This window comes from Microcoleus sp. BROC3, from assembly GCF_036702515.1.
Classification (GTDB): Bacteria; Cyanobacteriota; Cyanobacteriia; order Cyanobacteriales; family Microcoleaceae; genus Microcoleus.
This window is the reverse complement of the sequence record NZ_JAUBTQ010000042.1, coordinates 21,809-48,645: the sequence shown is the minus strand read 5'-3', so window position 1 is coordinate 48,645 and position 26,837 is coordinate 21,809. Positions and strand designations below refer to the sequence as shown.

The window sequence follows — 26,837 nt, the reverse complement described above, 5'->3', positions numbered from 1 at the left end:
AGGAGTTTTATTTTCTCTGCGGATAGGGTGACAGCTAGCTGACGCAGCCTACAAGTTTCAGTAGGCTTGCATTGCATAAGTCTTTGATTGATACAGAAACCGCAGATGCAAGGCAGATAAACACAGATAAACGCAGATTCTTGAAGGAATTGAAAGCTTGGGAATGCAAGAGGTCTAGTTTACCTGCTTCGACAAAATTAAATTGAGCACGTTCAATTCGTTGGAACTTAAAAGATATTTATCTGTAAAAATTTTTTCTCGGCTTTGTTCTAAACTGTAGCTTCTAAACACGATAAACGGGAATTCGTGATACTTGTGCCCGATCGGCATTACACTATCTACAGGGTAGATCGATCGCACGTAAGCCGACAGAATATCCCGAAACATCCGATCCTCCGGTTCCTCCAACCTGGTGTCAGCAAAATACTCCTGCATTTCCTCCCCGCTAACGAAGGCAAATAGCGGTATGGCATAATAGCGATCGAACTGCTGACTCTGCTCTTCAAAATACTGAGTTTTCTCCACATCGCTGTTGAGAAACTGCAAAAGCTCGATCGCACCTCCTCTAATTGCCGATATTACATTCTCCGGGGACGAATCGCTATCCCTAATTAGACGCATTTTGTGCAGCAACTTCTTCTCTAGACATTCCTTAATTTCCCGATGAAGCCGTATCTGGTATGTTTCTACCAAAGTGCGATCGGCTAGAGGTACGATCAACAAACTACCGCAAACATGACCGATCTCTAAATTATCATAACTCAGTAAACCATCCAGCGGATTACACTTCTCCAAAAACTTACTATTAAAATCCTCCCGCATTTCCAGGTAAGAATCGCCCTTTTGACGAGACTTATCAGAATTTGTCAAAACAAACTCCCCGCGACCCAAAAGCTGTTCCAGGCTCGTATAAACCTCCTTAAACAACATATTTCCTCGCTGGCTCTCGCTCTTTAATGTCTTAATTAGAGTAGCCATTTTGCTGCTAAATGTATCCCCGACTGCGGAAACCGATTTACCACCAATCGGAATCATCAAAAACTTATCCCTACCTAAATAACCGTATCCCGAAATTCGCGTCATCACCGCCGTCTTCAAAATTAGCAGTAAATTCAACAAACTTAACTTACTTTCTTGCAGGGAAAGTTCCGCATCATCAGCGTAATAAACTGCGGTCTCAGATAGGTAAAAAACCAATTCCTTATCTTCACCATCAAGGGTTTTACCGTTCTCATATTCTCCGCGTCCCCGATAAATCACCTGTATCACTTCCATCAGATTTTTCTCAATCTGGAAGCGGGGAATGTCCACTAAAATATGTTTGGTTTTCGGGAAAGAAAGTCCACGGCTTCCCGATGCAGTCATAAAGATTACTTTAGCTGTATTTTTGTATTTCTGTATTTTTTCTTTCTCCTCTTCCGAAATATTCGCGTGAATTTCCAGATAATCGGTAAACTGCTCAAACTTTTCGCGACTATCTTTAATTTTTTCAATTAATTCTCCCAATCTTTGCTTGTTTTGAATATATACTATAATTTGTTCTACACCTGGGATGGTTAATCGCTGATTGATATCCTCAATTATTTCTGATTGTACCCGCTTTACTAAATTACTATTCTGTTTTAAAGGCGCATTCTCACTGTATTTAACAGTTTCTATAAATACCTTATAAGTGAGATATAAACGGCGCGCCGGGTAGGAATTCGCATTAATCACCTTTGCAGGTAGATTGTTGAATTTAAAAGGAATAACTTGTAAAGGTTGAATTTCTTCCGAATCTCTCGCTAACTTTTTAAAATAGATTTTGTCCGGTTCCGGTGACGTGTTATCAAGGTGTTGTTGGATGACATCAGGGTCAACAATCGAAGCATCTGCGACAATAATTTTAGTATTAAAGCCGTGTTCCCCCTTGTGCAACTCATGTTTTTTGATAATCTTGGCAATTCCGTCTAAAAACTCAACGCCACCATCATCTCCCGTAATTTCATCGATCATAATGAAAATATGTTTGATGCGACTGGATATTTCTTGCATCTTAGCGGGAATGACCCGTTTGTCCCGTTTATTGTAAGTATCTTGAAAAATTTTATCTAAATGCTCTAGGGTATTTTGTCTGTTCTCTTTCATCTTCACCGATTGAATAGAAACGGTAGCTACGATATTACTAGATACCTGATCATTAATCAGCGCGTATATACCTTCGCAAATGCTCTTAAGCACTCCATTTCCTTTGGGATTAATGGGTTTAATTACTGTTTCTCCCTTTTTTTCAAGTTCTGATTGATGATATTCCGTCCTCCGAATTTCTGAATCATCCTTGAGGAACCGAACAGTTTTTTTTGTCAAATCTTCGCGATATTTATTCGATGCGTACTTGACGGTACAGTGTCCTGAATTGCTTTTGATGATATCGGCGTTAGTGTTGATACAAAATAATCGATCGTTGCACAGCAAACCCGTATTTTTATCTTGGAATTTTTCGATAATATCCAAGTTTACTTGCTTGCGGGGACTGACGTACAGGAATAAGAAACCGTCGTCGATATGGCTTTTGAGGAAATTGGCGATCGCAGTTGTTTTCCCAATTCCTGGATTTCCCGTCAAAAAGATATAAGTTTCATCAGATTGAAGCGCTTTCACAATCAATTGAGCGTGAGCATTTCGCAGGTCTAATCCGCGATCGATTTGCAAATCATCTGCCAGTTTATCTGATATAATATCTATTGAATTAACAAAATCGTCTATCCGTTCTGTATGAGGTACAGGTTCAGTGACATTTTTTCCAATTCCTAACAGAGAATCAACAAACTTTCTGCCTTCTTTAAAACTGCGAGCTGCGTTGAGTTGAATAACATTTAAAACTTCGGTGCGAGCATCGCTAATCTCTTTACCTTTCGCTTCATTCTGGTAAATTTGGGCACAAGTTGCTAACAACTTAATTTTGTCCTTGCGTAGGGAAATAGCGCTAATATTGCGATCGCCATAACCAACCACATTAAACAAAACCTCAGCATCACTTGAAATTATACCAGTTTGTTGCAAAAATCCATAGAAACTGTGAGCGTAGCTACCCGCCTGAATCAACTTAGCGCTTTCCTTATCCTTATACTTAAAAGCTGTAAAATAGCGTTTTAAATCCTCCGAAAAATCCACACCTAAAGTGCTGGTATCCACCCGCAGATTAGAAAACACACTTTTCGATCGCAAATAGCTAATTTCTCTCATCAAATATTTGCGTATCACCTCTATTTCATTGATATCCTCCGGTTTTGGAGCTAGCGTCGGAGAAAACACAGACAAATCAACACAGAGAATTCTAAAATCATTTCCAGACTGTAACAACATCAGCGTATCAGCCTGCAAAAACTCACCCTTTTTCGAGTAGCGGCGGATGTACGAGTTAATCTCATCATCTGATAAACTAAGTTTGGCAGTTGTCAACTGAGACAATAGCTCTTTAAACGCTTCTTTATCACCCTTGTTATAGGTTCTGATACTATTAGCATCACTAAAACTGAACTGACAATACACAATTTTCAACTGCTGCAAATTCCAGCCAGTAGAGTTGACGTACTCCCGAAAAAAATTCAACCCACCCAAAAAGCCTTTTTGGACAAAGAACAAACTCCATTTTTCAACTATTTCAGCATCTAAACTAGCCAGCAGATTGGCTTCCCTGACGATTTCCGCCGTCATCTTTGGCAATTTGAGCTTCTGCAAATCGAGACGGTAGGAATCACCAAAATTGTGACTTAAATTTTCCCGCTGAATATATGCCAGAATCCCGATATTGAAGCCTACCTCAAACAGCCGCCCAAAATCTTCACTTATCATAATTGTGTACTTCCCTTAGTGACATTTAATACTTCTCTTACCTTATTCAAAAAAGCCAGGGAGTTAAAATCCGCACTCCCGCCTCCATGACTAAATACAGATAAAGTACCAACTGAATCATCGCCGATAATATGAGCGTAGGGATCGAGTTTCAAACTAATGTTTTGACGGGCTTCATACCTAGAAAAGTGGAAGATGGTTAAATAGTGCAGTAAAGTATCTTTAATTTCACCATCGTACATCAAACCTTGGCGAATATCTTGGTCATCCAGAATGCCTTCATATATCTTCAACAGTGTCGAGTAAGAAATCACACCATTGTAAAAGTTCTTTTCCCCTTGCTCTACTTTGATACCATTAAACAGATTAAAAAACATCACAGCTTGGTGACTGGGATCTTTTGATAAACTTTCCAGTTCCGTTGTATCCTGAATGTAGAAAGATTCTCCCTTGTGTTCTTTAGGGCTTCGGACGTAATATTTATCAAAAAATACCGGATAAATCTTGATATCTTGCCGATCTCCTTTCAAAGTTTGGATGAGCTTTTTCGACATAAAAAACAATTGCTCATCTTCATCAGTCTGGGTAATATGCAGCGTGCTTGTATAAGGTGCTTGTGCAATATACAGAAAATTGCGATAGCCATGCTTGTAAAGCTGGCTGACAGTATCTTCAAGAATTGATGGCTGACTGTAAAGGTGTTGAACGCTGTAGTTTTCTGACAAAGTTTTCAGCATTCCGACTTGAATTGTATCCTCTGATAGGCGTTTAATTCCCGCAACTTCGCCTAACAAACAAGTTTTTCTCTGAAAGCGATCGCTATTACCTTTTCTTGCATCGCTTTCGCAGCTTGAGACGACAATAATTGCTAAATTGTCCAACTCAAGAGATAGTGGAACATTCCGAAATTTAAACTTTTTAGGCAATATTGAATACAGGGAACTCAAACCGTTGCGGATACTGTAGCCATTTGGTTTTCCCTTGATGCGAAACCCTTGAGAAGTCGAGCGGTATTTTTCACTAAAAAGATGAGACAATATTTTGGAAATGTTAGCCATAAACTTTTCCGACGGCGAAGGGTTATTGTGGTCGCCTTCGTGAAGTCTCACCATCGGAATAAACAAATTCTTTTTTGCTTTATTTAACAATATTTCTAGGCAAACATAAGACAGTAGCGAAACAGCAAATTTGTAAACAAACGCTGCATCCGATTTCAAACCATCCTTGCTGTCTAAACGTTTATTGTTATAACGAAACAACAGCAATTTATACTGTTCGCAAAAACTGCTGCTATATACACTCATCATAGTTTGTGGAACCCACATTACAGGCAAAGCATCGATGCCATTAATATTATATTCTAGACTAAAATTTTGGAATTGATCGGTAGGAAAATAGCGGACATCTTCGATGGTGATAGTGACTGGTAGTTGACAAATAGCTGTTTCGTTGATACTAGATTGTTCGACGGCAATATACTGAAGTGATTCTTTGGGATTTCGTTGCAGAACATCATTGAAAAATCTACCTTGGGTTGAATCATGATCCAGGTCTTCGAGGATGCCTCTTTTGACGCTTATATGCCGCGGTTCTGTGCGAGTTGGCAAAATTGTTTGCCTGTCTAGAAAGTTTTTTAATAGTTGTTTGAGACGGTTTATTTTAACTTCAACATTATATTCATTCATCCCTCTTTTGATACCTCGAAATATCCCCTTTTTCTTTTCTTCATCAGAACCTCGCAGTACAGGAATAACTGATTCAAACCTTTGTTTCGGATCGTAAGTTAGTTCAGAATCAGGGTTATAATCCGGTGCTAAAGGATTGCTGTGAGAAGCAAATACAAAATAGTACAATAATGCTATTTTCAATACTTTGCGAATGAATGTTTCGCTAGTGTAACTATCCGCTAATTCTGCTTTGTGTTCATCACTGTCAGGATTTAGCAAATTCAGGTTATAATCAAATACAGGTTCACCGCCACGGGCTTGAACTTCGTTGCCAAATTTTAGTTTTAAACCGAAAATATATTTACGTTCGCTCAGAGGGGTGTCTGTGGTTTCTCCTAAATAACCTGCTACAATCGGAATGATGGGAAGCGCATCTAAAACTTCTGCTCTGGAAAACATATCTTGATAATTAACTGAGACACCGGCATAATTGACATTATAATAGCCATCTTCTTTAGTGCCATCGCCAATGTATGATTCGAGCAACCTAATCCGCCGGATCAAGTCTTCTAAGTAGATGATACCAACACTATCTGTGCTGCTAGTGCGGATGTGTTCTAGCAGGTACTCCAAGTAGGTAATTTTAGCTTCTTTTTTGAGCTTCCCTAGAGTTTCTTTGTCTACAAGTTTGAGCAATTTGTGGAAATCAGAATTTTTATCTTTAACCATCTCATCAAGACGATGATGCAGTTCTTGTTTATCACTTTCAGTATCAGCATTTTCATTAATGTAATTCTCTAAACCCTCCTTCAGTTGTTGCTGAAAGATGTCTGAATCTCGCACAGCAATCGTCAATTTATGCAGCTTCAAAATTGCCGATGTCCCAACAGTATTTGGGCGCTGCAATGTTAGCTTCTTTTTTGCTAAGGTAGGAGAGGATTTGGCAAAATCGTATTTAAAACCTAAGTCGGTACCATTTCCCTGAAAATACCGTGATTCTAAAGGCTCAATTAAGCTAGCGACGAAATCAGCAATAGCATCATTCCCTCCCACGAGTGATGCTATATGTTGTCGCAAATATTGTCTAATTAGTTTTATTTGACTGCTAAATTGAGTTTCAAGTTCGGGAGTGAAATTGACTGTAGCAGAATGTGCTAAACGTTCAAAACCACCCAAAGGATGTCGCACGTTCATACTGGATATTTGAGCAGCTACCGCGTCAATATCTATTAACAAACGACGCCGATCGCCCGACACGCTAAACGGATTTTTTACCTGCAAAACCTCTAAAATCTTGGCCAGCAAATCGCCATAGTCCACTGGAACTAAATCGCTGTCATCCAATCTTAAGATGTTCACCCTGTTCACCCCTTCAAAAAGCTTGAATCCACTCTTTCACATCGTACTCAGTCCAAACCCCATTTACCCAATAAGGATCGGCTTCCACCAATTGTCGCACGGCCGCCTCATCTTCCGCTTCGTAAATTGCAAAAACTTTTGTTAAATCTTTCGTTGGCCCGATCGTACTTAACACACCCGATTCCTTCTGCTTAGCCAATCCGGCTAAATGAGCGTCTCGGAACGGAGCGCGTTTTTCGAGAACGTCTTCGCAGTAACTTCCCCACATCACATATTTGGTCACGGTTTTGAGCCTTGGATGAATTTGTTTAAAAAGAATTGTACAATAAGAGTAGCAGGATTTGAATAATTTTTTTAACATAAAATTAGTGAACCGCAGAGCGCACAGAGAGCGCAGAGGGAGAGGGGAAGAGTTGGGATTGTTAGATAGGAGGAGACAACTATGACTTTATTAAACATTCGGCTGCTGACTGTTCATGAATATGACCGGATGACGGAAATTGGTATTTTTGACAAAGATGAACGGGTGGAATTACTAGCAGGACAGATAGTAAAGATGGCAGCGAAAGGAACAGCACACGGTGCGGCGGTGAAACGGACAGAGAAGCTACTGGAAAACCGTTTGGGAGAGCGGGTTTTGGTGCGGCTGCAAGACCCGGTTCGGATGAATAATTACTCGCAACCTGAACCGGATATTTCTGTAGTTATACCAGATCCACTTTACTATGAAGACCACCATCCAATTCCTTCAGAAATTTATCTGATTATTGAAGTTGCGGATACTACGCTGAGAACGGATTGCGGGATTAAAGCGAAAATTTATGCTGAGTCGGGAATTACTGATTATTGGGTTTTGGATGTGAATAATCGGCAACTCCACGTTTTTCGAGAACCGAGTCAGGATGGTTATCAAAGTCGGGTGATTCTTTCGGATGGTGATAGTATTTCTCTTCTGCGGTTTCCTGATTGTTCTTTTTTTGTGCGGGAGATGTTGCGGCCGTTAAGTTATTAACTTGTTCAACAAATTTAGGACTCGCTTGGCCGCAGAAACCGGGTTTCTCTGTTAATAGTTGGTTGATGGCGGTACATCTTGGAAGAAACCCGGTTTCTCAGTCTTTGCGTGTAAGAAGTCGAGAGAGGGCCGGCACTTTTAGCACCGCCCCTACAATTAGCTTCTTAGGCTGACACCGAATTTCTCAACTAGGACATCGCGGACTTTTTGTTGGGCTGGTTCGACATCAGTTTCGCTCAAAGTTCGATCGCCCGCGCGGTAAACTAACCGAAAAGCCAAACTCCGCTGTCCCGCCGGTACGTTGTCGCCCCGATATTCGTCGAACAGTTCCACCGAATCCAGCAAACTACCCGCCGCCTTTTTCATCGCACTTTGCATCTCAACAACCGCAACCTCTACAGGCGCGAAAAACGCAATATCTCTGTCAGAAGCGGGGAAACTCGAATAACCAGCGAATTTGCGAGTTAAGTGGTTCGGTCGCCCTAATTCACCCAACAGCACCGCTAAATCTAATTGAAACACGTAAACCTGCTCAGGCAAATCCTTTTGTTGCTGCAATTGCGGGTGCAACTGTCCAAAAACCCCTAAATGTTTCCCGTTTAACGATAACGCAGCCGTGCGGCCCGGATGCAAGCGTGTATTAGAGGAATCGCTTTGATATTCCACCGACAAACCCAACTCTTGAAATGCGCTTTCCAAAATACCTTTTGCCTCAAACCAACTCAAAGGTCGATCGCGCCCTCCCTGCTGCCATTTCCACACAGTCGGATCGCCGCCAATAATCCCCGCAACTGCATCGGCTTCCTTCATTGCATCCCCATCTTTCCAGAAAATGCGGCCGACTTCAAAACCGTTTAGCGCGCCATTTCCCTGTTCCAAATTGTACTGGAAAGCATCAATCAAACCCGACAGCATTTCTGTCCGCAAAGCCGAATACTCCACAAACAGCGGATTCGCCAGCACAACCTGATTTTCTCCCTCAGTTTTCACCAAAGAATAGTGCATCAATTCCGTCAAACCTGCCGCCCGAAAAGCCGATCGCACATTCCGCATTGCCGCGTATTCTGGCGACAAATAACCGGCCGCCGTTTTGCTGGGCAAAGTATCGCAGAAATTGTCGTAGCCGTGGAGTCTGGCAACTTCTTCAATTAAGTCAATTTCCCTTTCTAAATCGCGGTACCGGTAAGGAGGAACAGTTATTGCAAACACCCGTTCTTTTTCCGTTGGAACAACTTCGCATCCCAAGGCTGTCAGAATATTTTTCACCTCTTCCGGTTCCAGATATTTAGAACCGCCCGTTTGTCCTCTTTTCAACTGTCCCAAAACCAGATTTACTCGGTCTAAACGCAATTCGAGCGATCGGCTAAAACTCAAATCATCGCCCGAACTCGCGGTTTTCTGCACCGTCGCAGTGCCGCCAGCCAACTCCAAAATTAGGGCGACAGCGCGGTTGCAGGCCGTCGTCAAGGCCGCCTGATTCACCCCCCGTTCGTAGCGGATCGAGGCTTCGCTGCGCAGGCCTTGAGCGCGCGCAGAACGGCGAATCGTTGCCTGGTCAAAAATCGCTGCTTCCAAAACTAAATTTTGCGTTCCTTCGTGAACTTCCGTGTCTTCGCCGCCCATTACCCCAGCCAAAGCTACAGGTTTGTCGCTAGCAGTAATTAACAGATTTTGAGCTTGCAAATTGCGGTTTTGTCCGTCCAAAGTTTTGAAGGATTCCCCTGATGAAGCAAAGCGGACGCCGATGCTGATATCTTGAGTACCAGTGAAAGATTGCAGGCGATCGCGATCGAAAGCGTGCAGCGGTTGTCCCCATTCCAATAAAATGTAATTAGTTACGTCAACTACATTATTAATCGGCCGCACTCCCGCCGCCTGCAACCGCTGCTGCAACCAAGCTGGAGAAGCAGCAATTTTCACACCTTCAATTGCCGTGCCGATGTAAATCGGGCATCCTTGCGGTTCCGATATTTCTACTGCCAAACCAGGACTTTCTTTGCCCTCAATCACAACACCATTTGCTTGGGGAATTCTCAAACTCGCCCCAGTCAGCGCCGCCACTTCCCGCGCTACACCCACCATGCTCAAAGCGTCAGCACGGTTTGCAGTTGCTGTCAAGTCTAAAATCACATCGTCTAAACCCAAAAGTGGGCGAATATCGCTGCCCAATTCGGGATTTTCTAACTCGAAAATGTGAATCCCGGCTGACTCTTTAGATAGTCCCAATTCCGCCAGGGAGCAAATCATTCCTTCGGAAGGAACGCCTCGCAATTTAGCGGGTTTAATCTTTAAATCAATAGTCGATAAATAAGTTCCGACAACAGCGACAGGCACGTAAATGTCTGCCCTAGCGTTGGGTGCGCCGCAAACAATATTCAAAGCTTCTGAAGAGCCGACATCCACTTGACAAACTCTCAATTTGTCTGCATTCGGATGCTGTTCGCAGGCGATGATTTTGCCCAAAACTACGCCGCTTGCCCAAGGGCGGCGGTCTTCGATTTCTTCAACTTCAAAGCCTGCCATTGTCAGGGTTTCGGCTAATTCTTCCGGCGATATTGCCACATCCACCAATTCCCGGATCCACTTTAGAGATATACGCATAATTTAGTCAGTAGTTAGTTGTCAGTGCTCGGTAGTAATTAGTCAAAAGTCGTAGCCTGTCGGCACCGACTTTTGAGTCCCAGAATTTATTCGGGAAAGCTTTTCATAGCATACTAATTTAATTTTGTCAATACTGTTAAGGTACACATCAGCAAAAACGACGGATCTGCCCAAAGGTAGATGTTTATTGGGGGATGAGTAGCATTCTCATTCAGAGAATGAGGTATGCTAGAGACATCTAAAAACGCCAAAAGCACTTAAGTTTAGAAAGACTTTACACAAAAAAGCACAACTTTAGCAAGTCTTTAAACTATCTTCAAGGATAATCAACCGAAAACACTCAAACCAGCGAGATAATCAAAATAGGGAAAAGATATCGGCTTAAAAGACTTAGGTGCAATTCCAATTCGCAATCGAAGGCACGGTTTGCCGAAAACTGATAGATTAGTATGTCTACCAGAAGCAGGAACAAGCTATTTGTGCAGTCGAGCGACGCTGACAAGATCAGAACAATATAGGCAAACTCAATCAATATGAGCTACTGCGTAAATCCGGGCTGTCCCCATCCTCAAAACCCTGCTGACTCTATTCTTCAGTGTCAGACTTGCGGTGCGCGGTTATTGCTGCGCGCTCGCTACCAAGTCATTGAACCCTTAGGACAAGGAGGTTTTGGAGCTACATTTCTGGCAAAAGACATCTCTTTGCCCGGTCAACCGAGTTGCGTGGTCAAGCAACTGCGACCCAGTAGTTCGTCGCCGCGAGTTTTAGAGATGGCGCGGGAATTATTCAAGCGAGAGGCGAAAACCCTCGGCCAACTGGGCGACCACCCGCAAGTACCGAGGCTGCTAGACTATTTTGAAACCGAACAGCAATTTTACTTAGTTCAAGAGTATGTTAAAGGCTCGACTTTGAAACAAGAAGTCAAGCACTCAGGCCGTTTCAACGAATCGGATGTTAAAAATTTTCTATTAGAAATTCTGCCAGTAGTGCAATATATCCACAGCCAAGGAGTAATTCACAGAGACATCAAACCCGCAAATATTATTCGCCGAGTTCAAGACAGCCACTTAGTTCTGATTGATTTCGGAGCGGTAAAAGATCAAGTCAGCCAAACAATATTATTAGACCCCGCCGACCAAAGCGCCAACACGAAATTTTCAGTCGGCACATTTAGTTTTGCCCCCCCGGAACAAATGGCGCTGCGGCCGATATTTGCCAGCGACATCTACGCCTTGGGCATGACTTGCTTGTACTTGCTCACAGGAAAGTCGCCCAAGGATTTAGATTTTGATGCAGTAACCGGCGAAATTGTTTGGCAGCCCCACGTTCAGGTGAGTCCAGATTTTGCGCGGATTCTCCATAAAATGCTCAAGCCGATGGTTGGGCACCGCTTTCAATCGGCGGGAGATGTGATCAGAGCTCTCTCTGGTGAATTTGAAGACCCAAGTCTTATGGATGGCTTGGCAACTCAATTCAATGGTTCTAGCCGCACAGTTGAAGAACCGACGATATTTAATGGTGAGGCTACTTCGTGGCCTTCGCCCCAGACCAACATCAATCAAGATTTGCGATCGATGCAAAGCCGCATCGGTAAAACTTCATTCACCCAATCCCGGAACACGGGTATCCAGCCCAGAGTTTCCCGGACTCTGGCTGAGTCCGGGAGAACTTTCGGAACGGTTGCACCTTCCAGCGGCAATTTAGCAGGGTCAAAGGTAACGAAAGCTTTTGTTAAGTGGGACACAAACAGCTTGCGAGCGGCATATTTTAAAGGCAAGCGCGATTTTGCTGATTGCGAACTGTCGGGTTTGCAACTGCAAAAAGCGCAGTTAGCGGGGGCGAATTTTTATCAGGCTAGGTTGGTGAAGGCAAATTTGCAAGCAGCGGATTTGTCGGGGGCGAATTTGGGTCACGCGAGGTTAATTCAGGCGAATTTGCGAGATGCTAACTTGACTGAGGCTTATTGCAGCACTGCCAATTTTGAAGGGGCGGATTTCCGAGGCGCTGACTTGACGGGGGCTTATTTGACTAAGGCGAATTTGCGGGGAGCAAATTTGTGCGGGGCGAATCTTACTAACGCTACAGTTTCTGAGGAACAACTGGCAATGGCAAAGACGAATTGGCTTACTGTTAAGCCGGATGGCAAGCGGAGTTTTGGATTTTAATAAGTCATGAGTCATCAGTCATCAGTCATTAGTCATTAGTCAGTAGGCAGTTGTCATAAGTTAACAGTCAACAGTCAGCAGTCAACAGTCAACAGTCAACAGTCAACTCCCCACTCCCCCAGTCAGGTGAGTCGTCAGGAGGAAGCCCGATCGCCCCAAAGCCGCCTAAATTAAAAACTAGGAATGGAGGATTCGATCGCACCTAAACATGAAACTGCTCAACCGCCGCACTCGAACGCTTCTGTACACCGGCATCCTGGCGCTGGCCTACTTTGTTACCGGAAAACTCGCAGCGTCGATGCTGGGACTGGTGAAAGCCGAACCCTCCCCCGTGTGGCCGCCCGCCGGTATTGCTCTAGCGGCACTGCTACTGCAAGGGCGACGGATGTGGCCGGGAATTGTCCTCGGTTCAGTGCTGTTAAACTCTACCGGCGGTATACCGTCGGCTGTCATTGCCGCATCGGCCTTTAGCGTCACCCTGCAAGCCCTGGCTGGAGAGGCTTTGCTGACTTGGAGCCGATTTTCTACTAAACTCGATCGATTGCGAGATGTTCTGGCTTTAGTAGCGGGCGCGGTCATCGGGTCTACTTTCCTAGGCTCTATCCTCGGCAACTTGGGAACGTGCATTTTTGGTTGGGCTCAGTGGAGCAATTTCTCTCGCAACTGGTGGACTACGTGGCTCGGAGACGGCATGGGAATTTTGATTGTGACGCCCGTGCTACTGACTTTGAACCACGCCGTTAACAGTTTTAAATTGCCACTAAAACACCGGATATTTTCAATTTTTATCGCACTTTTTAACAAGCAAAATAATCAATTACCAATTACAAATTATCAATTATTAGTTACTAATTCTAGAAACAGAATTTCTGAACCTGAAAACCGCTACAATCTTCTCTTTTTAATTATTCACTATTCAGAAATAGCGCTCTGGCTGACTCTCTTGCTGAGCGTGAGCTGGCTGTTTTTTTGCTCAAAAACACAAGCGGCGATCGCTCTGTATCCGCTGGAGTATCTGCCTTTTCCTCTGATAGTTTGGGCTGCCCTGCGGTTTCAACCGGCGGGAGCGATTTTTGCTTATTCGATCGTCTCTTACATCGCGATTTGGGGAGCGGTGCAGGGAGGTGGCCCGTTTTTGGCTAAAAGCGATAATCTCAAACAGGCGGTTTTATTTTTACAAGCTTTTACCGGTACGATCGCCCTTGTGGCTCTGATGTTGGCCGCCGCCGTAGCAGAACGCCAGCAAGCGCTGGTGGAGGTGCGCCGCACGGCCGCCATGCTGCGCGATCGCGAAGCTAGTTTAGCCAACGCTCAGCGCATCGCTCAGTTGGGAAATTGGGATTTAAATTGCGCCGCCCTCACAGCAACTGACAACTGCCAAGAATCCGCAGAACATCATATATCCAATATCGAATTGCGGTGGTCAAACGAACTTTACCGCCTCTTGGGTTTTGCTCCTGGAACTGTCAAACCGACACCAGAAGTTTTTTTGCAGGCCGTACATCCAGAAGACCGAGAATTGGTGGCGCGATCGCAGCGCCAAGCTATGTTGGAGCGCCAAGCCTATTGCATTAACTACCGAATTGTGCTGGCAGATGGCTCAGAACGCACTGTCTGCGAACAGTCGGCAATTGAGTCAGGGGCGATCGCGGCCACAGTCCAAGACGTTACCGAACGCCACCGCGCGGAAACCGCTTTGCGGGCGTCCTCCGATCGCGATCGCTTGCTCTCAGAAATCGCCCTGCGAATTCGCAACTCCCTCGACCTAGAAGAAATTCTCAACACTACTGTTGCCGAAGTCCGGCAATTTTTCAAGGCAGACCGCGCTTTCATCGGTATTGTGGACGCGGACGGGGTACATCTTCCTAGCCCGATGTACGGTAAGGTTGTGGCCGAGTCTGTGGATGCTCAATGCCGTTCTCTTTTGGGGTGGGTACTCGCTGACGAGAATCACCTCGAAAGCCAGAAAACTTTTTATGCTAACAACCGCGTCCGATCTATCTCCGATACTGCTAGCGTTCAACTGAGCGTTCCAATTGCCCAATTCTACAGCGACTATCAAATTCGCGCGACTTTAAATGTGCCGATCGTCCTGGGGGATGAATTGTTCGGGATCTTGGCCGTCAACCAGTGCTCGGGGCCCCGCCAGTGGCAGGAATTTGAAATTGATTTGTTGGAAAAACTCGCTACCCAAGTGGCGATCGCTCTCCAGCAAGCCCAACTTTTGCAGCAGGTAAAAGCTCTCAATGCCAACTTGGAATCTCAAGTCGAGGAACGCACCCGCCAACTACAGCAAAAAATGCACGAGTTGCAAGAAAGCAACCGCCTGAAAGACCTATTTTTGCACGCAGTTTCTCACAATCTCCGCACTCCTGTTATGGGAATGTTAATACTGCTGAAAAATTTGCTCAACAAATCGCCCTCTGATTCTCTACAAGATGTTCCGGTTTCTCGATCGATTTTGCAGCGCATCGTTCAGGCCAGCGAACACCAGTTGACTATGGTTAATGCCCTGCTCGACGCTCACGCTAGCGAGGTGAAAGGTATTGTTATCAATACTGTACCGCTGCATTTGCCCTCTTTAGCTTCAGCCATTGTTGCGGATTTAGAACCGATGCTGGCCAAAAATCAAGCAACTTTGACTCAGGATATTCCGGCGGATTTGCCACAAGTCAATGCCGATCGCCAACACTTGCAGCGGGTGCTAGAAAATCTGTTGACTAATGCTATTAAACACAATCCTCCGGGAGTCAATATAACTTTTAAAGCCGAGGTAATTGAAGTTGAAACAGTGCTAAGTTATGAAGAAAATTTACAGCCTTTAACATCGCCCAATAATCCGCTTGCCCGCTGTATCGCTAACCGGATATCTGCTGCGGGCGATCGTCCTGGGATGTGCGAAACAAGCCAGAAAAATCAGGAAACCCTGGCCAAATTTCACATCGACGGCAGTTGCAAGATGCCCCGCTATCAGGGTCAAATTGGCAATATCGGCAGCAAATTGCCAGGAGTCACCGTAAAAATGGTTCGCTGTACTGTAACAGATAATGGAGTGGGAATCAGCGCCAAACAGCGGGAATCTCTGTTTGAACTTTACGTTCAAGACCCTAATAGCCGACAATTAACAGGGCTGGGTTTGGGATTGTACCTCTCCAAGCAAATTATCAAAGCTCACGGCGGCTCGATCGGCGTCGAAAGCACTCCCGGCGGTGGTTCAACTTTCTGGTTTTGGCTACCTGCTGTCAACTCGGACGATCGATCTTTGTCAATCTAAAATCTAAAATCTAAAATCTAAAATCTAAAATCTAAAATGGTATGAACTATGTGGGCAATGCAAAATCAGTTCAGGCATTAACGGTTTACGAGGTGTGGCGCGATCGCTTCCTCCGAGAGCGGCTGCGCCCTGCAGTCGGAATTGCAATCTTTTTTGCCTTCACAATAACGGTCTATTTTCTAGGCGAAAGATTCTTCGCTCGCCAGGAGTTTAAAAGTGTTTATTTGTACACGAGCGCTGCTGTAGAATTGGGTTTATTGACCTGTTTTGTGTTGCAAAAAACCTCCTTCGGACAGCGCTATCCCGGTTTGCTATTTTTGGCTTTTTCGTGGTCGCTGACGGTGGTTGTACAGCTTGGGCTAGCTGTCGCACAAGCCGGGGAATTACCAATTTTTACCTGGATTTTAGCGTTTCTGATCCAAGCTACGCTGATCCCCGTCCGCTGGCGCCTCCACCTGATTTCTCAACTCGGCGTTTTGTGTTGCCACGTCGGGATAAATTTGGTTTTAAATCTAAGTTTTGCTAAGTATACTCCTTTTAAGTTGACCGGGTTGTACTTATATTTGTTTTGGATTTGTTTGATTTGCGATTTGTCGGTTTATTGGTACGAATGTCTGCAACGGAAAGAGTTTAGTACCAGGCGCGAGTTGGAATCTGCTTACCAGCAGTTGGAGGCGGCGGAGGCGAAGTACCGCAGCATTTTTGAGAATGCGGGCGAGGGGATTTTTCAAAGCACTCCCGATGGCCGTTATATTACTGCAAATCCAGCTTTGGCGCGGATTTACGGCTGCGATTCCCCGGAAGAAGTGACGGCAAAGTTTACTGATATCGAGCGACAGTTGTATGTCGATCCGGCTCGCAGAAATGAGTTTTTGCGAGCGATCGAGGAAACTGGCACAGTATCGGATTTTGAATCTAAAATTTACCGCTCAGACGGCAGTATTGTCTGGATTTCTGAGAAGGCGCGGGCGGTACGGGACAGCAGCGGCGCCGTGCTTTATTATGAGGGTTTAATTGAGGATATCACGCAGCGCAAACAGGCACAAGAATCGCTGCGGCTGTTTATCCACGCTCTTTCTCACGACTTGCGAAACCCGGTGGCGGGAATGTTAATGGTGCTGAAAAATTGGCAGACGAAAACAGGGGATTCGATCGCAATTCCCCGTTCTATTTTGGAGCGGATGATTCAAGGTAGCGAGCAGCAATTGCGGTTGATAAATTCGCTGTTGGAAGTTCACGCCGGGGAATTGCGCGGTTTGGTTCTGCACTGCGAGCGGGTAGATTTGAGGGCGGTAGTTGAAGCGGCGGCGACCGATTTGGAGCCTTTAATGAATGAGGGTAAAGCTACTTTTAAAAATTTGGTTCCGGATGATTTGCCAGCGGTGAATGCTGACACTACTCAGTTGTGGCGCGTGTTTTCTAATTTAATTACTAATGCTTTGAAACACAATCTCCCCGGACTGAATTTAACGGTTTCTGCTCAAGTAATCCAGGCGGAGAAATTAATTATAAATTACAGGGAAGCGAAACAGGATATCGATAAATTACCAATTATCAATACTTCGGCTACGCACTTAGGCTACGCTCAGCACCAGCTTACTACAAGTTCCCAATTACCAATTACCAATCGCCAATCCCCAATCTCCCATTCCCCAAGTAGTATGATTCGCTGTACAGTTGAAGATGACGGGGTGGGAATATTGCCGGAACAGTGCGAACGTCTTTTTGACCTTTACGTTAGGGGCGATCGATCCCGACACTCGGTTGGTTTGGGTTTGGGTCTCTATCTTTGTCGGCAAATTATTGGCGCTCACGGCGGGGAAATTGGGGTAATTAGCAGTGCCGGTGCTGGGGCAAGTTTTTGGTTTACTTTGCCATTGGCTGACAATTCCCGGTGATTTTTTGTCTGTTTAACTACATTTGATACTTTGGTTTTACGATCGCAGTTGGCGCAAGAGTGGCTCCCGCCAAATTAGCAAATTGAACTATTGATATTAATTTAAAACCGTGCTATAGTTACCGAAATGTTTTTAATAAAAAAACCATCTTCACATTTTCTTTAGAAATAGCATTTAATCTAGAAAATCTATAAAACTAGATCGAAGACCTGCAATTTATGGTCCACAAAAGCTCAGAAAATACAGCTAAAGACGATGCAGCTAAGTACGACTCAGCTAAATATAACGAGCGGTCGTTCTCAACTTTAATTCGGGCGCTCCGTCTTTCCCAAGGTTACTTTTCTTTTGTTTTAGTCAACTGCAACTCGCTGGCTTTGCGGCAGCAAATAGTCGATCGGCTGCAAGCAAATTGTGCCGTGAAACCGCGGCAACTGTTTTTGCCCAAATCGGCGACAACTCTCTACACGACAATCGCAGCAGAACTAGATGGCGAACAGCCTCCAGCTTTAATGCTCCTCGGTTTGGAATCAGTGGAGACGATCGATCGATTGCTCGTTTCTACCAACCTACTATGCAGCGAATTCAGCAAAAAATTTTCCTTTCCCCTCGTCTTTTGGGTGACGGATGAACTTCTAAGAAAAATCATTCGCACCGCCCCGGATTTATACAATCGGATGACGACAATTAGATTTATCAGTCATTAGCAATCAGTCGATCGATTTTAGATTTTAGATTTTAGATTTTTAACACTCAACAGTCAACAGTCATCAGTCAAGTGTTAAATTCCGCTTCCCAAATCAGGACTAATTCCCGTGCCGCCGCAGTTTCCTCAGCAGGAAAACCGGCCAAAAAGTCTTTATCCGCCGCCACGTCGTAAGGCCCTTCCTTGAACTCCAAAATCACAGTATCCGGTGCCAAAGCTACTAACGTGTGGATAGTGCCCTCTGGAACTTCGACAGCGCGGGTGGGCCCGGCTGCGCTGACTCGCAAGGAGCGCAGGATTTGACCGTTTTCGTTCAAAATAATCATACCGACTTCTCCTTGAATCACTACGAAAAACTCAAAACCGTTAACGGCAGGCGGGCGCAGGTGTCGGTGAGGGCGGACGTAAGTGCCACGTTGCAGCACGTTGACAAACCGCTGCACCTTTTCTGACAAATCGTGGAAATTGTAGTTTTGTCGCTGGCGGGGACTGCGGCGGGAGGAAGCGGCAACTTCGTCTAGCAATTCTTGCGTCAGCAATTTGATCGGAGGGGACTGCACAACAGATATCCTGTATTTAATAGTTTTTAAACAAATGGGCTAGTCTGGGATCATCGTTATCAGCATCTCTTGACACATGGAAATCGCAAATCAGGTGCGTATCACTAAGGCAATGCGTTTGTCAAGTATCTTTAAAACAAGTATTAGCCCGATCGCCCTTTCGACTATTCTAGTCTGCGGCAGTAACGTTTCTGCATCTGAACCGAGGGTGGCGGCACTTTTGGTTCAGCAGCAATTACAACAACAGCAACAGAAAGACGAAATTCGCGATCGAGTTCAAGAAGAAGTTGACATTGCTTTTGGGCGCACGGCGGTACTGCTGAACGGGCTGATAATTGCCCTAACTTTGTTTCCGACAGCAGCCGGAGTCGGGGTTTGGTTTCTGTTTAGCAAATTGTCCAAGCAGACAACAATTGCTCGCCAAGAAATAGAAAGTCTCCATTACGATACAATCTCTCAATTAAAACTATTAATTTCGGATGCAGAAACTATCTTAGGCGAAATCCAACACCAAAGTCACTCGGATGCAGAAACAGACTTGTTATTTCCCGATGCTCAAATTCAAGAATTTGCTCCGGTTAACTACGGCAATTACCAACAGTTATTGACAGCCGCCGACTATGCCAAACAGGGAGATGCTTGTTTCTTTGAAAACCGTTATGAAGATGCGATCGCTGCTTACAATCTTGCCCTGCAAATTCAGCCGGATTTAGCCGATACTTGGAACAACCGGGGAGTAGTGCTAACGAGAATGCAGCGGTATCCAGAGGCGATCGCCTCTTACGAACAAGCTACTACAATTCGCCCCAATTATCCCGACGCTTGGAACAATCGAGGCGTGGTATTGTTGGAGTTGCAGAAGTATCAGGAGGCGATCGGCTGTTACGAACAAGCAATTCAAGCCAAACCCGATTATGCCGACGCTTGGAACAACCGAGGCGTTGCTTTTTCCAAAATGCAGGAGTACGAACAAGCAGTAATTTCTTACAATCAAGCCCTACAAATTAAAAATGATTATACTGACGCTTGGAACAATCGAGGCGTTGCACTCTCAAAATTGCAAAAATACGAAGCTGCGATCGCTTCCTACGACAATGCGGCTAAAATCCGGCCGGATTTTTACAGAATTTGGTACAACAAAGCCCGATGTTATGCGCTACAAGGTAAAATTGAATTAGCAATTGAAAATTTAAAGCGCGCCCTCAATCTCAATCCGAATGTGTGCAAAGAGTTGGCAAAAAGTGAAGCTGATTTGGAGAAGATTCGCGAATACGATGCGTTCAAGCAGTTGATAAATTAATCATTCTGAAACAACCGCAAACGATAGGATAACTAATAGGTGGTAAGATTAAATGAACCGCGAAGACGCTAAGGACGCGAAGGAAGAGAAAGAAGAGATGCAGTTTTTCCTTCGCGCTCTTTGCGTCTTCGCGGTTCGTTTTACAAATACTTCTTCAATAGCAAACCCATTTTCTCCTTAGTTGCGGCCGGCACTTGATCCAGCCGAGTCAGAATTGCATATTTCAAAGCTGAATGCGACTCGGAAACGGGGGGATTTTCTGTTAGTCTACGGACTGTTTCTTGAATTGCTTTCTGGGCATTTGCTGCATTGCGGTGCAAGTTGGCAACTACCATTTCTACAGTTACGCTGTCGTGATCCTCATGCCAGCAGTCGTAGTCTGTGACTAATGCTAAAGTTGCGTAGGCAATTTCTGCTTCTCTGGCTAATTTTGCTTCGGGCAAATTTGTCATCCCGATGACTGTCGCCCCCCAACTGCGGTAAAGGTGGGATTCTGCTTTTGTGGAAAATGCGGGGCCTTCCATGCAGACGTAAGTGCCTCCCCGGTGCAGGGTAACGTCGGGGAGGTTCAAGGATTCGATCGCACTTGCCAATACTTTAGCCAATTCGCCGCAAACCGGATCGCCAAATGTGATGTGAGCAACAATTCCTTCTCCGAAAAAGGTAGAAACTCTATTTTTTGTACGATCGATAAACTGATCGGGCACTACCATATCCAAAGGTTTCGCCTCAGCTTTCAGAGAACCAACCGCCGACGCTGAGATTAAATACTCAACTCCCAAACTCTTCATTGCATAAATATTTGCGCGATACGGCACTTCTGAGGGCAAAAAAGTGTGGTTGCGGCCGTGTCTAGCCAGAAATGCTACTGGCGTACCGTCCAATGTTCCCACAATTGCGGCATCCGATGGCGCTCCAAAAGGTGTATCAATTTTTACCTCTTCAATATCTTTGAGGGCCTCCATTTTATACAAACCGCTGCCGCCGATAATTCCGATTTTTGCTTGTGCCATTTTTACTTTCTGCTTGAGTTTTACAAGAGTGATTCTATCGGGCCATCGTTAAGTTGGGGTAAAGATTGTTGAAGATTTGGTGACAACAGTCACCCTACCTACACTATTTTGTCACAAAATATATGTGATTTTAATCACAATCTAACTTCACGAAATCTTTAAAAATAAAGGTACACAGTTCTGTTACTTACTTTTAGCGTGTTAAAACCATGACAGTCAGTTCTGCTAACCTCCCCAAAATCTCGATCGAGGCGATCGTCCAGCGCATCTTTGCTTTCCGCCAAATTACCCCCCTTGACAGACGGCTGCTGAAGTCAGCAATGCTAGCGGAGAAAGGTCTTAACGAAAAAGACCACTCTCACATTAACCGAGTGTGTCAGGGCATCCGAAACGGATTGATTTTAGTTGTAGAATAACTTGGCAGCACTATCTTTTGCTAACTCAAGAAGCTGTTTTAAAATTTATGCTTGAGTCTGTATCGGCGGGAACTGAGTTCGGGCGGTGTTTTACTATTTTTCGGCGCGCGATCGATCGACATCACAAATAATATTATTTACATCTTATCGCTCAAAATTCAACAGCCAAAAGCCTGTATAAGTCATCCCACTATCATCCGGCTGCACTAATAAAAAATGCAATCCTTGACTTAATTGCTTGCGCTGTTGGTAAATTTGGGCCGCCGCTTTCACATCAGTATCTTCAAAAGTAGCCACAATCCACCTATCTACTAACCCAGCTTCCAATATCAATCCGTCGGGTTCTCCAGCGATATAATTCAAAGCAAAAGGTTTGGCATCTTGAAGCCATCTAGCCAACCGCATAGACTGGCGTCCGCCGTCAATCACAACTCCGGGTACGGGTACTGTTGATGCCAAGCCCAAATTCAGCGGTAACAGCAATTCTGGCATTTCCAAAATTGGCAGGGGACGCCCTTGGAAAGCATCTTCAATGTCGCCGGCGGGTAGGGAAGCAAAACGCCAGCTATCGCCCCAGAGGCTTTCGGGTAAGGGTACGGGCGGCGGCGAGTCTAGGGCGATCGGACTGTAAGCTTCCCCTGTATAATTAGGCATACTCAAATATTCTTTGGCGCGTTGTTGCAGCAGCAATTTCAGAGCCGCAGTGCGCCGAGTCGCTTCCACCTTGACGCCCAAAACTTTGCCCGCAGCTTCGATTAAGCTCAGAGACTGAGGTCTAAATACTTGAATCAAGTCCGGCAAATTCTGAGTTTGAACTTGCTGCTGCAACTGCGAGGCTAGCCAAGTGGAATTAGCGGCCCCCTGGCTGCAAACAGCGTTAAATTGAAAACTGCGTTCCGAGTCGCAAATTAAGAGTTCCCAGAGTGGTTTACCCGCCTCATCTTGGAGAGGGCGGCGGTAAAAATCGGCTTGCCAAATACGCATCAATAATAAAAAATTAAAATCTACAACTAGATCATTTTACTATAGCCAGGGGACACTGCGATACAATACCTATCTCGCGATCGAAAACTTCGAGCGATATATTCTCAGTTCGTAGTTTAGTTTAATTTCAATATCTAATACCTGTCAACAAAAGCAAAACTATAGCAGCGACCCCAAACATGATAGGTATCAGTCATTCCCAATTCCCAATTCCCAATTCTAAAATCTAAAATCTAAAATCTAAAATCTAAAATTGGCTCGATTAGCCCTTCCCCATTCCTCTTCTCAAATTCATTTAAGATTGCGAACCAAATACATATCCAAGTATCCCTTATTTTTAGCATAAATTTTTCCTCGGTATTCGCATTCAAAAAAATCTCTAACTAATTCAAACGTGTCGTGAGAGATATTGATATTTCCAGCTACGCCGGAAGATTCCATCCGAGATGCAGTATTAACTGTATCTCCCCAGACATCATAGGCAAACTTTTTATTGCCAATTACCCCAGCAAGTATTGGACCTGAATGAATGCCAATGCGGATATCCCAATAAGTAATATTTTGTTGAGCTTTCTGCATTTTTCGCAAATCCATGAACTGTCGAATTTCTAGGGCAGCAAGTACAGCGTCAAAGGCGTGTGTTGGGCGAGGCGTAGGAATTCCCGCCGCACACATATAGCTGTCGCCAATAGTCTTCAGTTTTTCCATAGAGTATTTATCCATCACGCGATCGAAATAAGAAAAACAGTAGTCTAGTTCGTCAACTAACTCTCGCGGCGTCATGTTTTCAGATAAGTGAGTAAAGTCTTGAAAGTCAGTAAATAAAACAGATACGCAATCATAATAAAGTGGTTCCACTTTGCCGTTATTTTTGAGTTCCTCGGCAATTTCAACCGGGAGCACGTTCAACAGTAGCTGGTCAGATTTGTGCTTTTGGGTATCGAGATCGGAATAAAGGCTATTTATCTCTTTAAAGCGCTCAGCATTGCGGATGGCTGAGGATAGTTGCAAAGCCAAAAGATAGCCAATCCGCAAGTCTTCTTGTGTGTAAGCTCGCGGCTTGGTTGTGGCAAAATTAATTGTCCCTAAAACCTTACCTTCGCTTTCCAAGGGAATGATAATTTGCGAAGCGTAGGGGGATAAAATAGCAGTAGCATTTGCTTCTTGAATTAATTGAGGTTGACGTGTTTTGAAAGCCTTGTTAATAGGGCCGCCCTCTGGGAGGGCTGCAATATCTACAGGGATATGCGGACCAAATAAGGTTGTGCAAGCGTGAGTGCTGTGCAGGCAAACGCTACAGTGTTCAAAGTCGAGCAGCCATTTGGCTTGCTTGCCTACTACCCGCAAAATCTCGTTGAGATCTAGGGTGCGGTTAATGGCTGTGGCAACTTCGTTAACGGCGGAAATGCGGATGGAAAGCGCTTGAGCTTCTGCTAACAAACGGCGGGCTGTCAACAGAAGTTCTTCTCGATCTAGATCTTCTAGCCGCTCGCCCATAATATGGGTAGAAAATGTAGATTACAAAGCATCAATTTCGAGGGCAATGGAATCGGTATAGCGATTGACAAAGCTAAACAAGTCTGCTGTCGCAATAATTTCAAAAATTTCAGAATCATCTAGCCCTAAATCCCGCAGGTTTTGGTAATCAGATTCTGTCATTTCCAGGGGTTTTGTAGCAGCCAGCAAGCCAAAGGTAATTACGGCTTTATCGCGTTTTGGCAAAGGGCAGTTGGCAAAGTCAGAAACTAAGGTTCGCAGGATTTCTTCGCTCATCCCCAACGCTGACAATCCGTGCAGGTGAACTTGGAGAGCGTACTCGCTATTATTTGATTGGGAAATAGCGACGCCGACCATTTCTTTAAGCGTGCGGGGTAAGTCTCCTTGCAGGATTGTTCCCCGGAATTTTTTCCAATTTGCTTCTAATAAGTCAGGGTTGATTGCCATTGATTTGAACAGGTTGGGGACGATGCCAAACCCCAATTCAGTCAAGATTTCGTCGTACACTGCTTTGGCTTTAGGAGCGGTAAGTTGCTCGTATTCTGTAAGTGGAAAGTGTGTCATTGTTTTGTTAAATTTTACGGCAGTTAATTTTGATTGGGATTTATAGATTGTTGATGTAACGCCACTCAAAGGGTGACGTTACGAGCTATCTTGGCTAGAGTCGGATTGATGATGAAATGCACCGCTGTCAGCAAACCGCGAATCCTGATAATGAGCTAGCAACAAATCTGATGCTTGAGGCTGGATTAAATCTCTAATTATAGCAGTAACCGGAGCCAATAAAATTCTGTTGCGATCGTGCCCTGCTGCTAATCTTAGATTCCCCAATAGCTGCTGTCAAGTTTTGGCAATTCATGTGGTGCGACGCGAAATCCCACCAAAACTCTTGAATTTGATAATACTGCCTGTTCGCGAATTTTCAGGCAAAAAACACTGTTCGATCGATCGATCGATCGAAATCCAGAAATGCCGACAATCTTATACTCCGACGCGCGCACAGGGAAAAAACGAAATGCTGTGCGATCTAGTTTATTGAATTAGTCAGATGCTCGATCGACAACCCATGCCCCAGACAAGCTAGGCTAACGCCTGCGACTGGAGTTATCATGGGTAAACTGTAAACTTATATCATTGTCGCTGCATTTGCTATGAACCCTGCCCTGACTCAATTTGGCGCTCAGATGTCCCACCTCACGGGAGTTCGGGCAATTATGAAAGATATTATTGAAACTCTCAGAGCCGGCAGCGGGCAGGAGTTTATCAATTTGAGCGCCGGAAATCCGGTGATTTTGCCGGAAGTCGAGCAGTTGTGGCGCGACTGCACTGCGGAACTTTTGGCGAGCCCGGAATACGGCGAGGTGGTTTGTCGCTACGGTTCCAGTCAAGGCTATCAGCCGTTTATCAATGCGGTATTGGCGGATTTCAACCAGCGTTACGGACTGAATTTGACGGATCGCAATATCCTAATTACTCCCGGTAGTCAATCGATCTACTTCTACGCAGCCAACGCTTTCGGCGGCTACACCGCACCCCCCCCATCCCCCCCTTACCAAGGGGGGGCAACGGCCAATCAATCCCCCCCTTACCAAGGGGGGGCTAGGGGGGGTAGCCTTAAAAATATTGTTTTACCGCTGAGCCCAGACTACACAGGTTACGGCGGCGTTAGCTTGATTCCCGAAGCGGTAGTCGCCTGCAAACCCACCCTCGATATTGATGCGGGTGCTCACAGGTTCAAATACCGCCCGGATTTCAGCCAACTGTCGATCGACCAAAGCACCGGTTGCGTCATTTTTTCCCGTCCCTGCAACCCCACCGGCAACGTTCTCACCGACGACGAAGTTAAGAAAATTGCCGATTTAGCGGCCGCTTTCGACGTGCCGGTGTTCGTGGATTCCGCCTACGGCCCTCCCTTCCCGTCTTTGAATTTTACCGAAATGACGCCGATTTTTGGCGGCAATATCGTGCACTGTATGAGTTTGTCGAAAGCCGGATTACCGGGTGAAAGAATCGGAATTGCGATCGGCGATGAAAAAATCATTCAAATATTAGAATGTTTTCAGACCAATATGTGCATTCATTCGCCGAGATACGGACAGGCGATCGCAACTCGGGCCATTGCTTCCGGCGCTCTTGCCGACATTTCCCTGAACGTAATTCGCCCGTACTATCAAAGCAAATTTGCGATCGTAGAAACCACTCTAGAACAAGCAATGCCGAAGGATTTGCCGTGGTTTTTGCACCGGGGCGAAGGAGCAATTTTCGCATGGTTGTGGCTGAAAGATTTGCCAATGACTGATTGGGAACTGTATCAAGAATTGAAGAAAGTCGGCGTTATTGTCGTGCCAGGAAGTTCTTTCTTCCCCGGTTTGCGGGAAGATTGGCAGCACAAACATGAGTGTTTACGCATCAGTTTGACGGCAACAAATGATGAGATTGAAACTGCAATGAAACGCTTGGCTCAAATGGTGGAAAAGCTTTATCAGTCTGTTGACGGTTGACTGTTGACGGTTGACTGTTGACGTTACCAACTACTCATGACCATAACTTCTTC

The 26,837-nt window shown here is 45.0% G+C and carries 18 protein-coding genes; 9 read left to right on the top strand and 9 right to left on the bottom strand.

Annotation, left to right across the window (positions count from 1 at the left end):
- Positions 1 to 174: 174 nt before the first annotated feature.
- The 3 genes from QUB30_RS23755 to QUB30_RS23745 are packed head-to-tail and all read right to left on the bottom strand — an operon-like array spanning position 175 to position 7,143.
- A complete protein-coding gene (locus QUB30_RS23755) occupies positions 175 to 3,834 on the bottom strand; it encodes a helicase-related protein (protein WP_333338368.1) in 3,660 nt (1,219 codons plus the stop codon).
- Complete coding sequence (locus QUB30_RS23750; RefSeq protein ID WP_333338365.1) at positions 3,831 to 6,860, bottom strand: hypothetical protein; 3,030 nt, start codon at positions 6,858 to 6,860, stop codon at positions 3,831 to 3,833. Before QUB30_RS23750 ends, QUB30_RS23755 begins: the two co-directional genes overlap by 4 nt.
- Positions 6,861 to 6,873: 13 nt before the next feature.
- On the bottom strand, positions 6,874 to 7,143 hold the full coding sequence (locus tag QUB30_RS23745) for a YciI family protein (RefSeq protein ID WP_190741349.1): 270 nt from the start codon (positions 7,141 to 7,143) through the stop codon (positions 6,874 to 6,876).
- 159 nt (positions 7,144 to 7,302) lie between these two features.
- On the opposite strand from QUB30_RS23745, the gene QUB30_RS23740 reads away from it, so the two are divergent.
- Positions 7,303 to 7,872 carry a Uma2 family endonuclease gene (locus tag QUB30_RS23740; protein WP_333338362.1) on the top strand — a complete coding sequence of 190 codons (570 nt, stop codon included), beginning with the start codon at positions 7,303 to 7,305 and terminating at the stop codon, positions 7,870 to 7,872.
- Between the two features lie 156 nt (positions 7,873 to 8,028).
- Here QUB30_RS23740 and pheT read toward each other — a convergent pair whose 3' ends face one another.
- Entirely contained in the window at positions 8,029 to 10,473 is a 2,445-nt protein-coding gene (gene pheT / locus QUB30_RS23735; RefSeq protein ID WP_333338358.1) for a phenylalanine--tRNA ligase subunit beta, read from the bottom strand.
- Between the two features lie 533 nt (positions 10,474 to 11,006).
- Between pheT and QUB30_RS23730 the strand changes: the two genes are divergently transcribed.
- The 4 genes from QUB30_RS23730 (at position 11,007) to QUB30_RS23715 (ending at position 18,514) form a co-directional block, all read left to right on the top strand.
- Entirely contained in the window at positions 11,007 to 12,638 is a 1,632-nt protein-coding gene (locus QUB30_RS23730) for a serine/threonine-protein kinase (RefSeq protein ID WP_333338355.1), read from the top strand.
- A gap of 208 nt (positions 12,639 to 12,846) precedes the next feature.
- Positions 12,847 to 15,912, top strand: coding sequence for an MASE1 domain-containing protein (locus QUB30_RS23725; RefSeq protein WP_333338353.1), 3,066 nt, complete (start codon positions 12,847 to 12,849; stop codon positions 15,910 to 15,912).
- A gap of 41 nt (positions 15,913 to 15,953) precedes the next feature.
- Entirely contained in the window at positions 15,954 to 17,810 is a 1,857-nt protein-coding gene (locus QUB30_RS23720; protein ID WP_333338352.1) for a PAS domain-containing sensor histidine kinase, read from the top strand.
- A gap of 218 nt (positions 17,811 to 18,028) precedes the next feature.
- Positions 18,029 to 18,514, top strand: coding sequence for a hypothetical protein (locus tag QUB30_RS23715; RefSeq protein ID WP_333338351.1), 486 nt, complete (start codon positions 18,029 to 18,031; stop codon positions 18,512 to 18,514).
- A gap of 67 nt (positions 18,515 to 18,581) precedes the next feature.
- Here QUB30_RS23715 and QUB30_RS23710 read toward each other — a convergent pair whose 3' ends face one another.
- Positions 18,582 to 19,073 (bottom strand): WbuC family cupin fold metalloprotein, encoded by a 492-nt coding sequence (locus tag QUB30_RS23710; protein WP_333338348.1) that lies wholly within the window; start codon positions 19,071 to 19,073, stop codon positions 18,582 to 18,584.
- 94 nt (positions 19,074 to 19,167) lie between these two features.
- Between QUB30_RS23710 and QUB30_RS23705 the strand changes: the two genes are divergently transcribed.
- Positions 19,168 to 20,373 (top strand): tetratricopeptide repeat protein, encoded by a 1,206-nt coding sequence (locus QUB30_RS23705; RefSeq protein WP_333338345.1) that lies wholly within the window; start codon positions 19,168 to 19,170, stop codon positions 20,371 to 20,373.
- 140 nt (positions 20,374 to 20,513) lie between these two features.
- On the opposite strand, the gene QUB30_RS23700 is transcribed toward QUB30_RS23705, so the two are convergent.
- Entirely contained in the window at positions 20,514 to 21,386 is an 873-nt protein-coding gene (locus QUB30_RS23700; RefSeq protein ID WP_333338342.1) for an S-methyl-5'-thioadenosine phosphorylase, read from the bottom strand.
- 209 nt (positions 21,387 to 21,595) lie between these two features.
- Between QUB30_RS23700 and QUB30_RS23695 the strand changes: the two genes are divergently transcribed.
- Entirely contained in the window at positions 21,596 to 21,802 is a 207-nt protein-coding gene (locus tag QUB30_RS23695) for a hypothetical protein (RefSeq protein ID WP_333334810.1), read from the top strand.
- Between the two features lie 144 nt (positions 21,803 to 21,946).
- Here the strand turns inward: QUB30_RS23695 and QUB30_RS23690 are convergent, their stop codons facing one another.
- The 3 genes from QUB30_RS23690 to QUB30_RS23680 all read right to left on the bottom strand — a co-directional run bounded on the left by QUB30_RS23690 (position 21,947) and on the right by QUB30_RS23680 (position 24,847).
- Positions 21,947 to 22,786: a Tab2/Atab2 family RNA-binding protein gene (locus QUB30_RS23690; protein ID WP_333338339.1), complete on the bottom strand. Its 840-nt coding sequence runs from the start codon at positions 22,784 to 22,786 to the stop codon at positions 21,947 to 21,949.
- A 291-nt stretch (positions 22,787 to 23,077) separates the two neighbouring features.
- The gene (locus tag QUB30_RS23685; RefSeq protein ID WP_333338334.1) at positions 23,078 to 24,283 is read right to left on the bottom strand and encodes an adenylate/guanylate cyclase domain-containing protein; all 1,206 of its coding nucleotides are present in this window, start codon (positions 24,281 to 24,283) and stop codon (positions 23,078 to 23,080) included.
- A gap of 21 nt (positions 24,284 to 24,304) precedes the next feature.
- Positions 24,305 to 24,847 carry a peroxidase-related enzyme gene (locus tag QUB30_RS23680; protein ID WP_333338331.1) on the bottom strand — a complete coding sequence of 181 codons (543 nt, stop codon included), beginning with the start codon at positions 24,845 to 24,847 and terminating at the stop codon, positions 24,305 to 24,307.
- A 325-nt stretch (positions 24,848 to 25,172) separates the two neighbouring features.
- On the opposite strand from QUB30_RS23680, the gene QUB30_RS23675 reads away from it, so the two are divergent.
- Both QUB30_RS23675 and QUB30_RS23670 read left to right on the top strand, forming a co-directional pair.
- Complete coding sequence (locus QUB30_RS23675; RefSeq protein WP_333338328.1) at positions 25,173 to 25,322, top strand: hypothetical protein; 150 nt, start codon at positions 25,173 to 25,175, stop codon at positions 25,320 to 25,322.
- A gap of 112 nt (positions 25,323 to 25,434) precedes the next feature.
- Positions 25,435 to 26,784: a valine--pyruvate transaminase gene (locus QUB30_RS23670; protein ID WP_333338325.1), complete on the top strand. Its 1,350-nt coding sequence runs from the start codon at positions 25,435 to 25,437 to the stop codon at positions 26,782 to 26,784.
- The last annotated feature ends 53 nt before the right edge of the window (positions 26,785 to 26,837 follow it).

Excerpts from the sequence above, each read along its gene's own strand:
- QUB30_RS23740 (WP_333338362.1), top strand. The coding sequence starts at position 7,303 with ATGACTTTATTAAACATTCGGCTGCTGACTGTTCATGAATATGACCGG.
- QUB30_RS23725 (WP_333338353.1), top strand. The coding sequence starts at position 12,847 with ATGAAACTGCTCAACCGCCGCACTCGAACGCTTCTGTACACCGGCATC.
- QUB30_RS23690 (WP_333338339.1), bottom strand. The coding sequence starts at position 22,786 with ATGCGTATTTGGCAAGCCGATTTTTACCGCCGCCCTCTCCAAGATGAG.
- QUB30_RS23695 (WP_333334810.1), top strand. The coding sequence starts at position 21,596 with ATGACAGTCAGTTCTGCTAACCTCCCCAAAATCTCGATCGAGGCGATC.
- QUB30_RS23680 (WP_333338331.1), bottom strand. The coding sequence starts at position 24,847 with ATGACACACTTTCCACTTACAGAATACGAGCAACTTACCGCTCCTAAA.
- QUB30_RS23755 (WP_333338368.1), bottom strand. The coding sequence starts at position 3,834 with ATGATAAGTGAAGATTTTGGGCGGCTGTTTGAGGTAGGCTTCAATATC.
- QUB30_RS23670 (WP_333338325.1), top strand. The coding sequence starts at position 25,435 with ATGAACCCTGCCCTGACTCAATTTGGCGCTCAGATGTCCCACCTCACG.
- QUB30_RS23685 (WP_333338334.1), bottom strand. The coding sequence starts at position 24,283 with ATGGGCGAGCGGCTAGAAGATCTAGATCGAGAAGAACTTCTGTTGACA.
- QUB30_RS23700 (WP_333338342.1), bottom strand. The coding sequence starts at position 21,386 with ATGGCACAAGCAAAAATCGGAATTATCGGCGGCAGCGGTTTGTATAAA.
- QUB30_RS23720 (WP_333338352.1), top strand. The coding sequence starts at position 15,954 with ATGAACTATGTGGGCAATGCAAAATCAGTTCAGGCATTAACGGTTTAC.
- QUB30_RS23715 (WP_333338351.1), top strand. The coding sequence starts at position 18,029 with ATGGTCCACAAAAGCTCAGAAAATACAGCTAAAGACGATGCAGCTAAG.
- pheT (WP_333338358.1), bottom strand. The coding sequence starts at position 10,473 with ATGCGTATATCTCTAAAGTGGATCCGGGAATTGGTGGATGTGGCAATA.
- QUB30_RS23730 (WP_333338355.1), top strand. The coding sequence starts at position 11,007 with ATGAGCTACTGCGTAAATCCGGGCTGTCCCCATCCTCAAAACCCTGCT.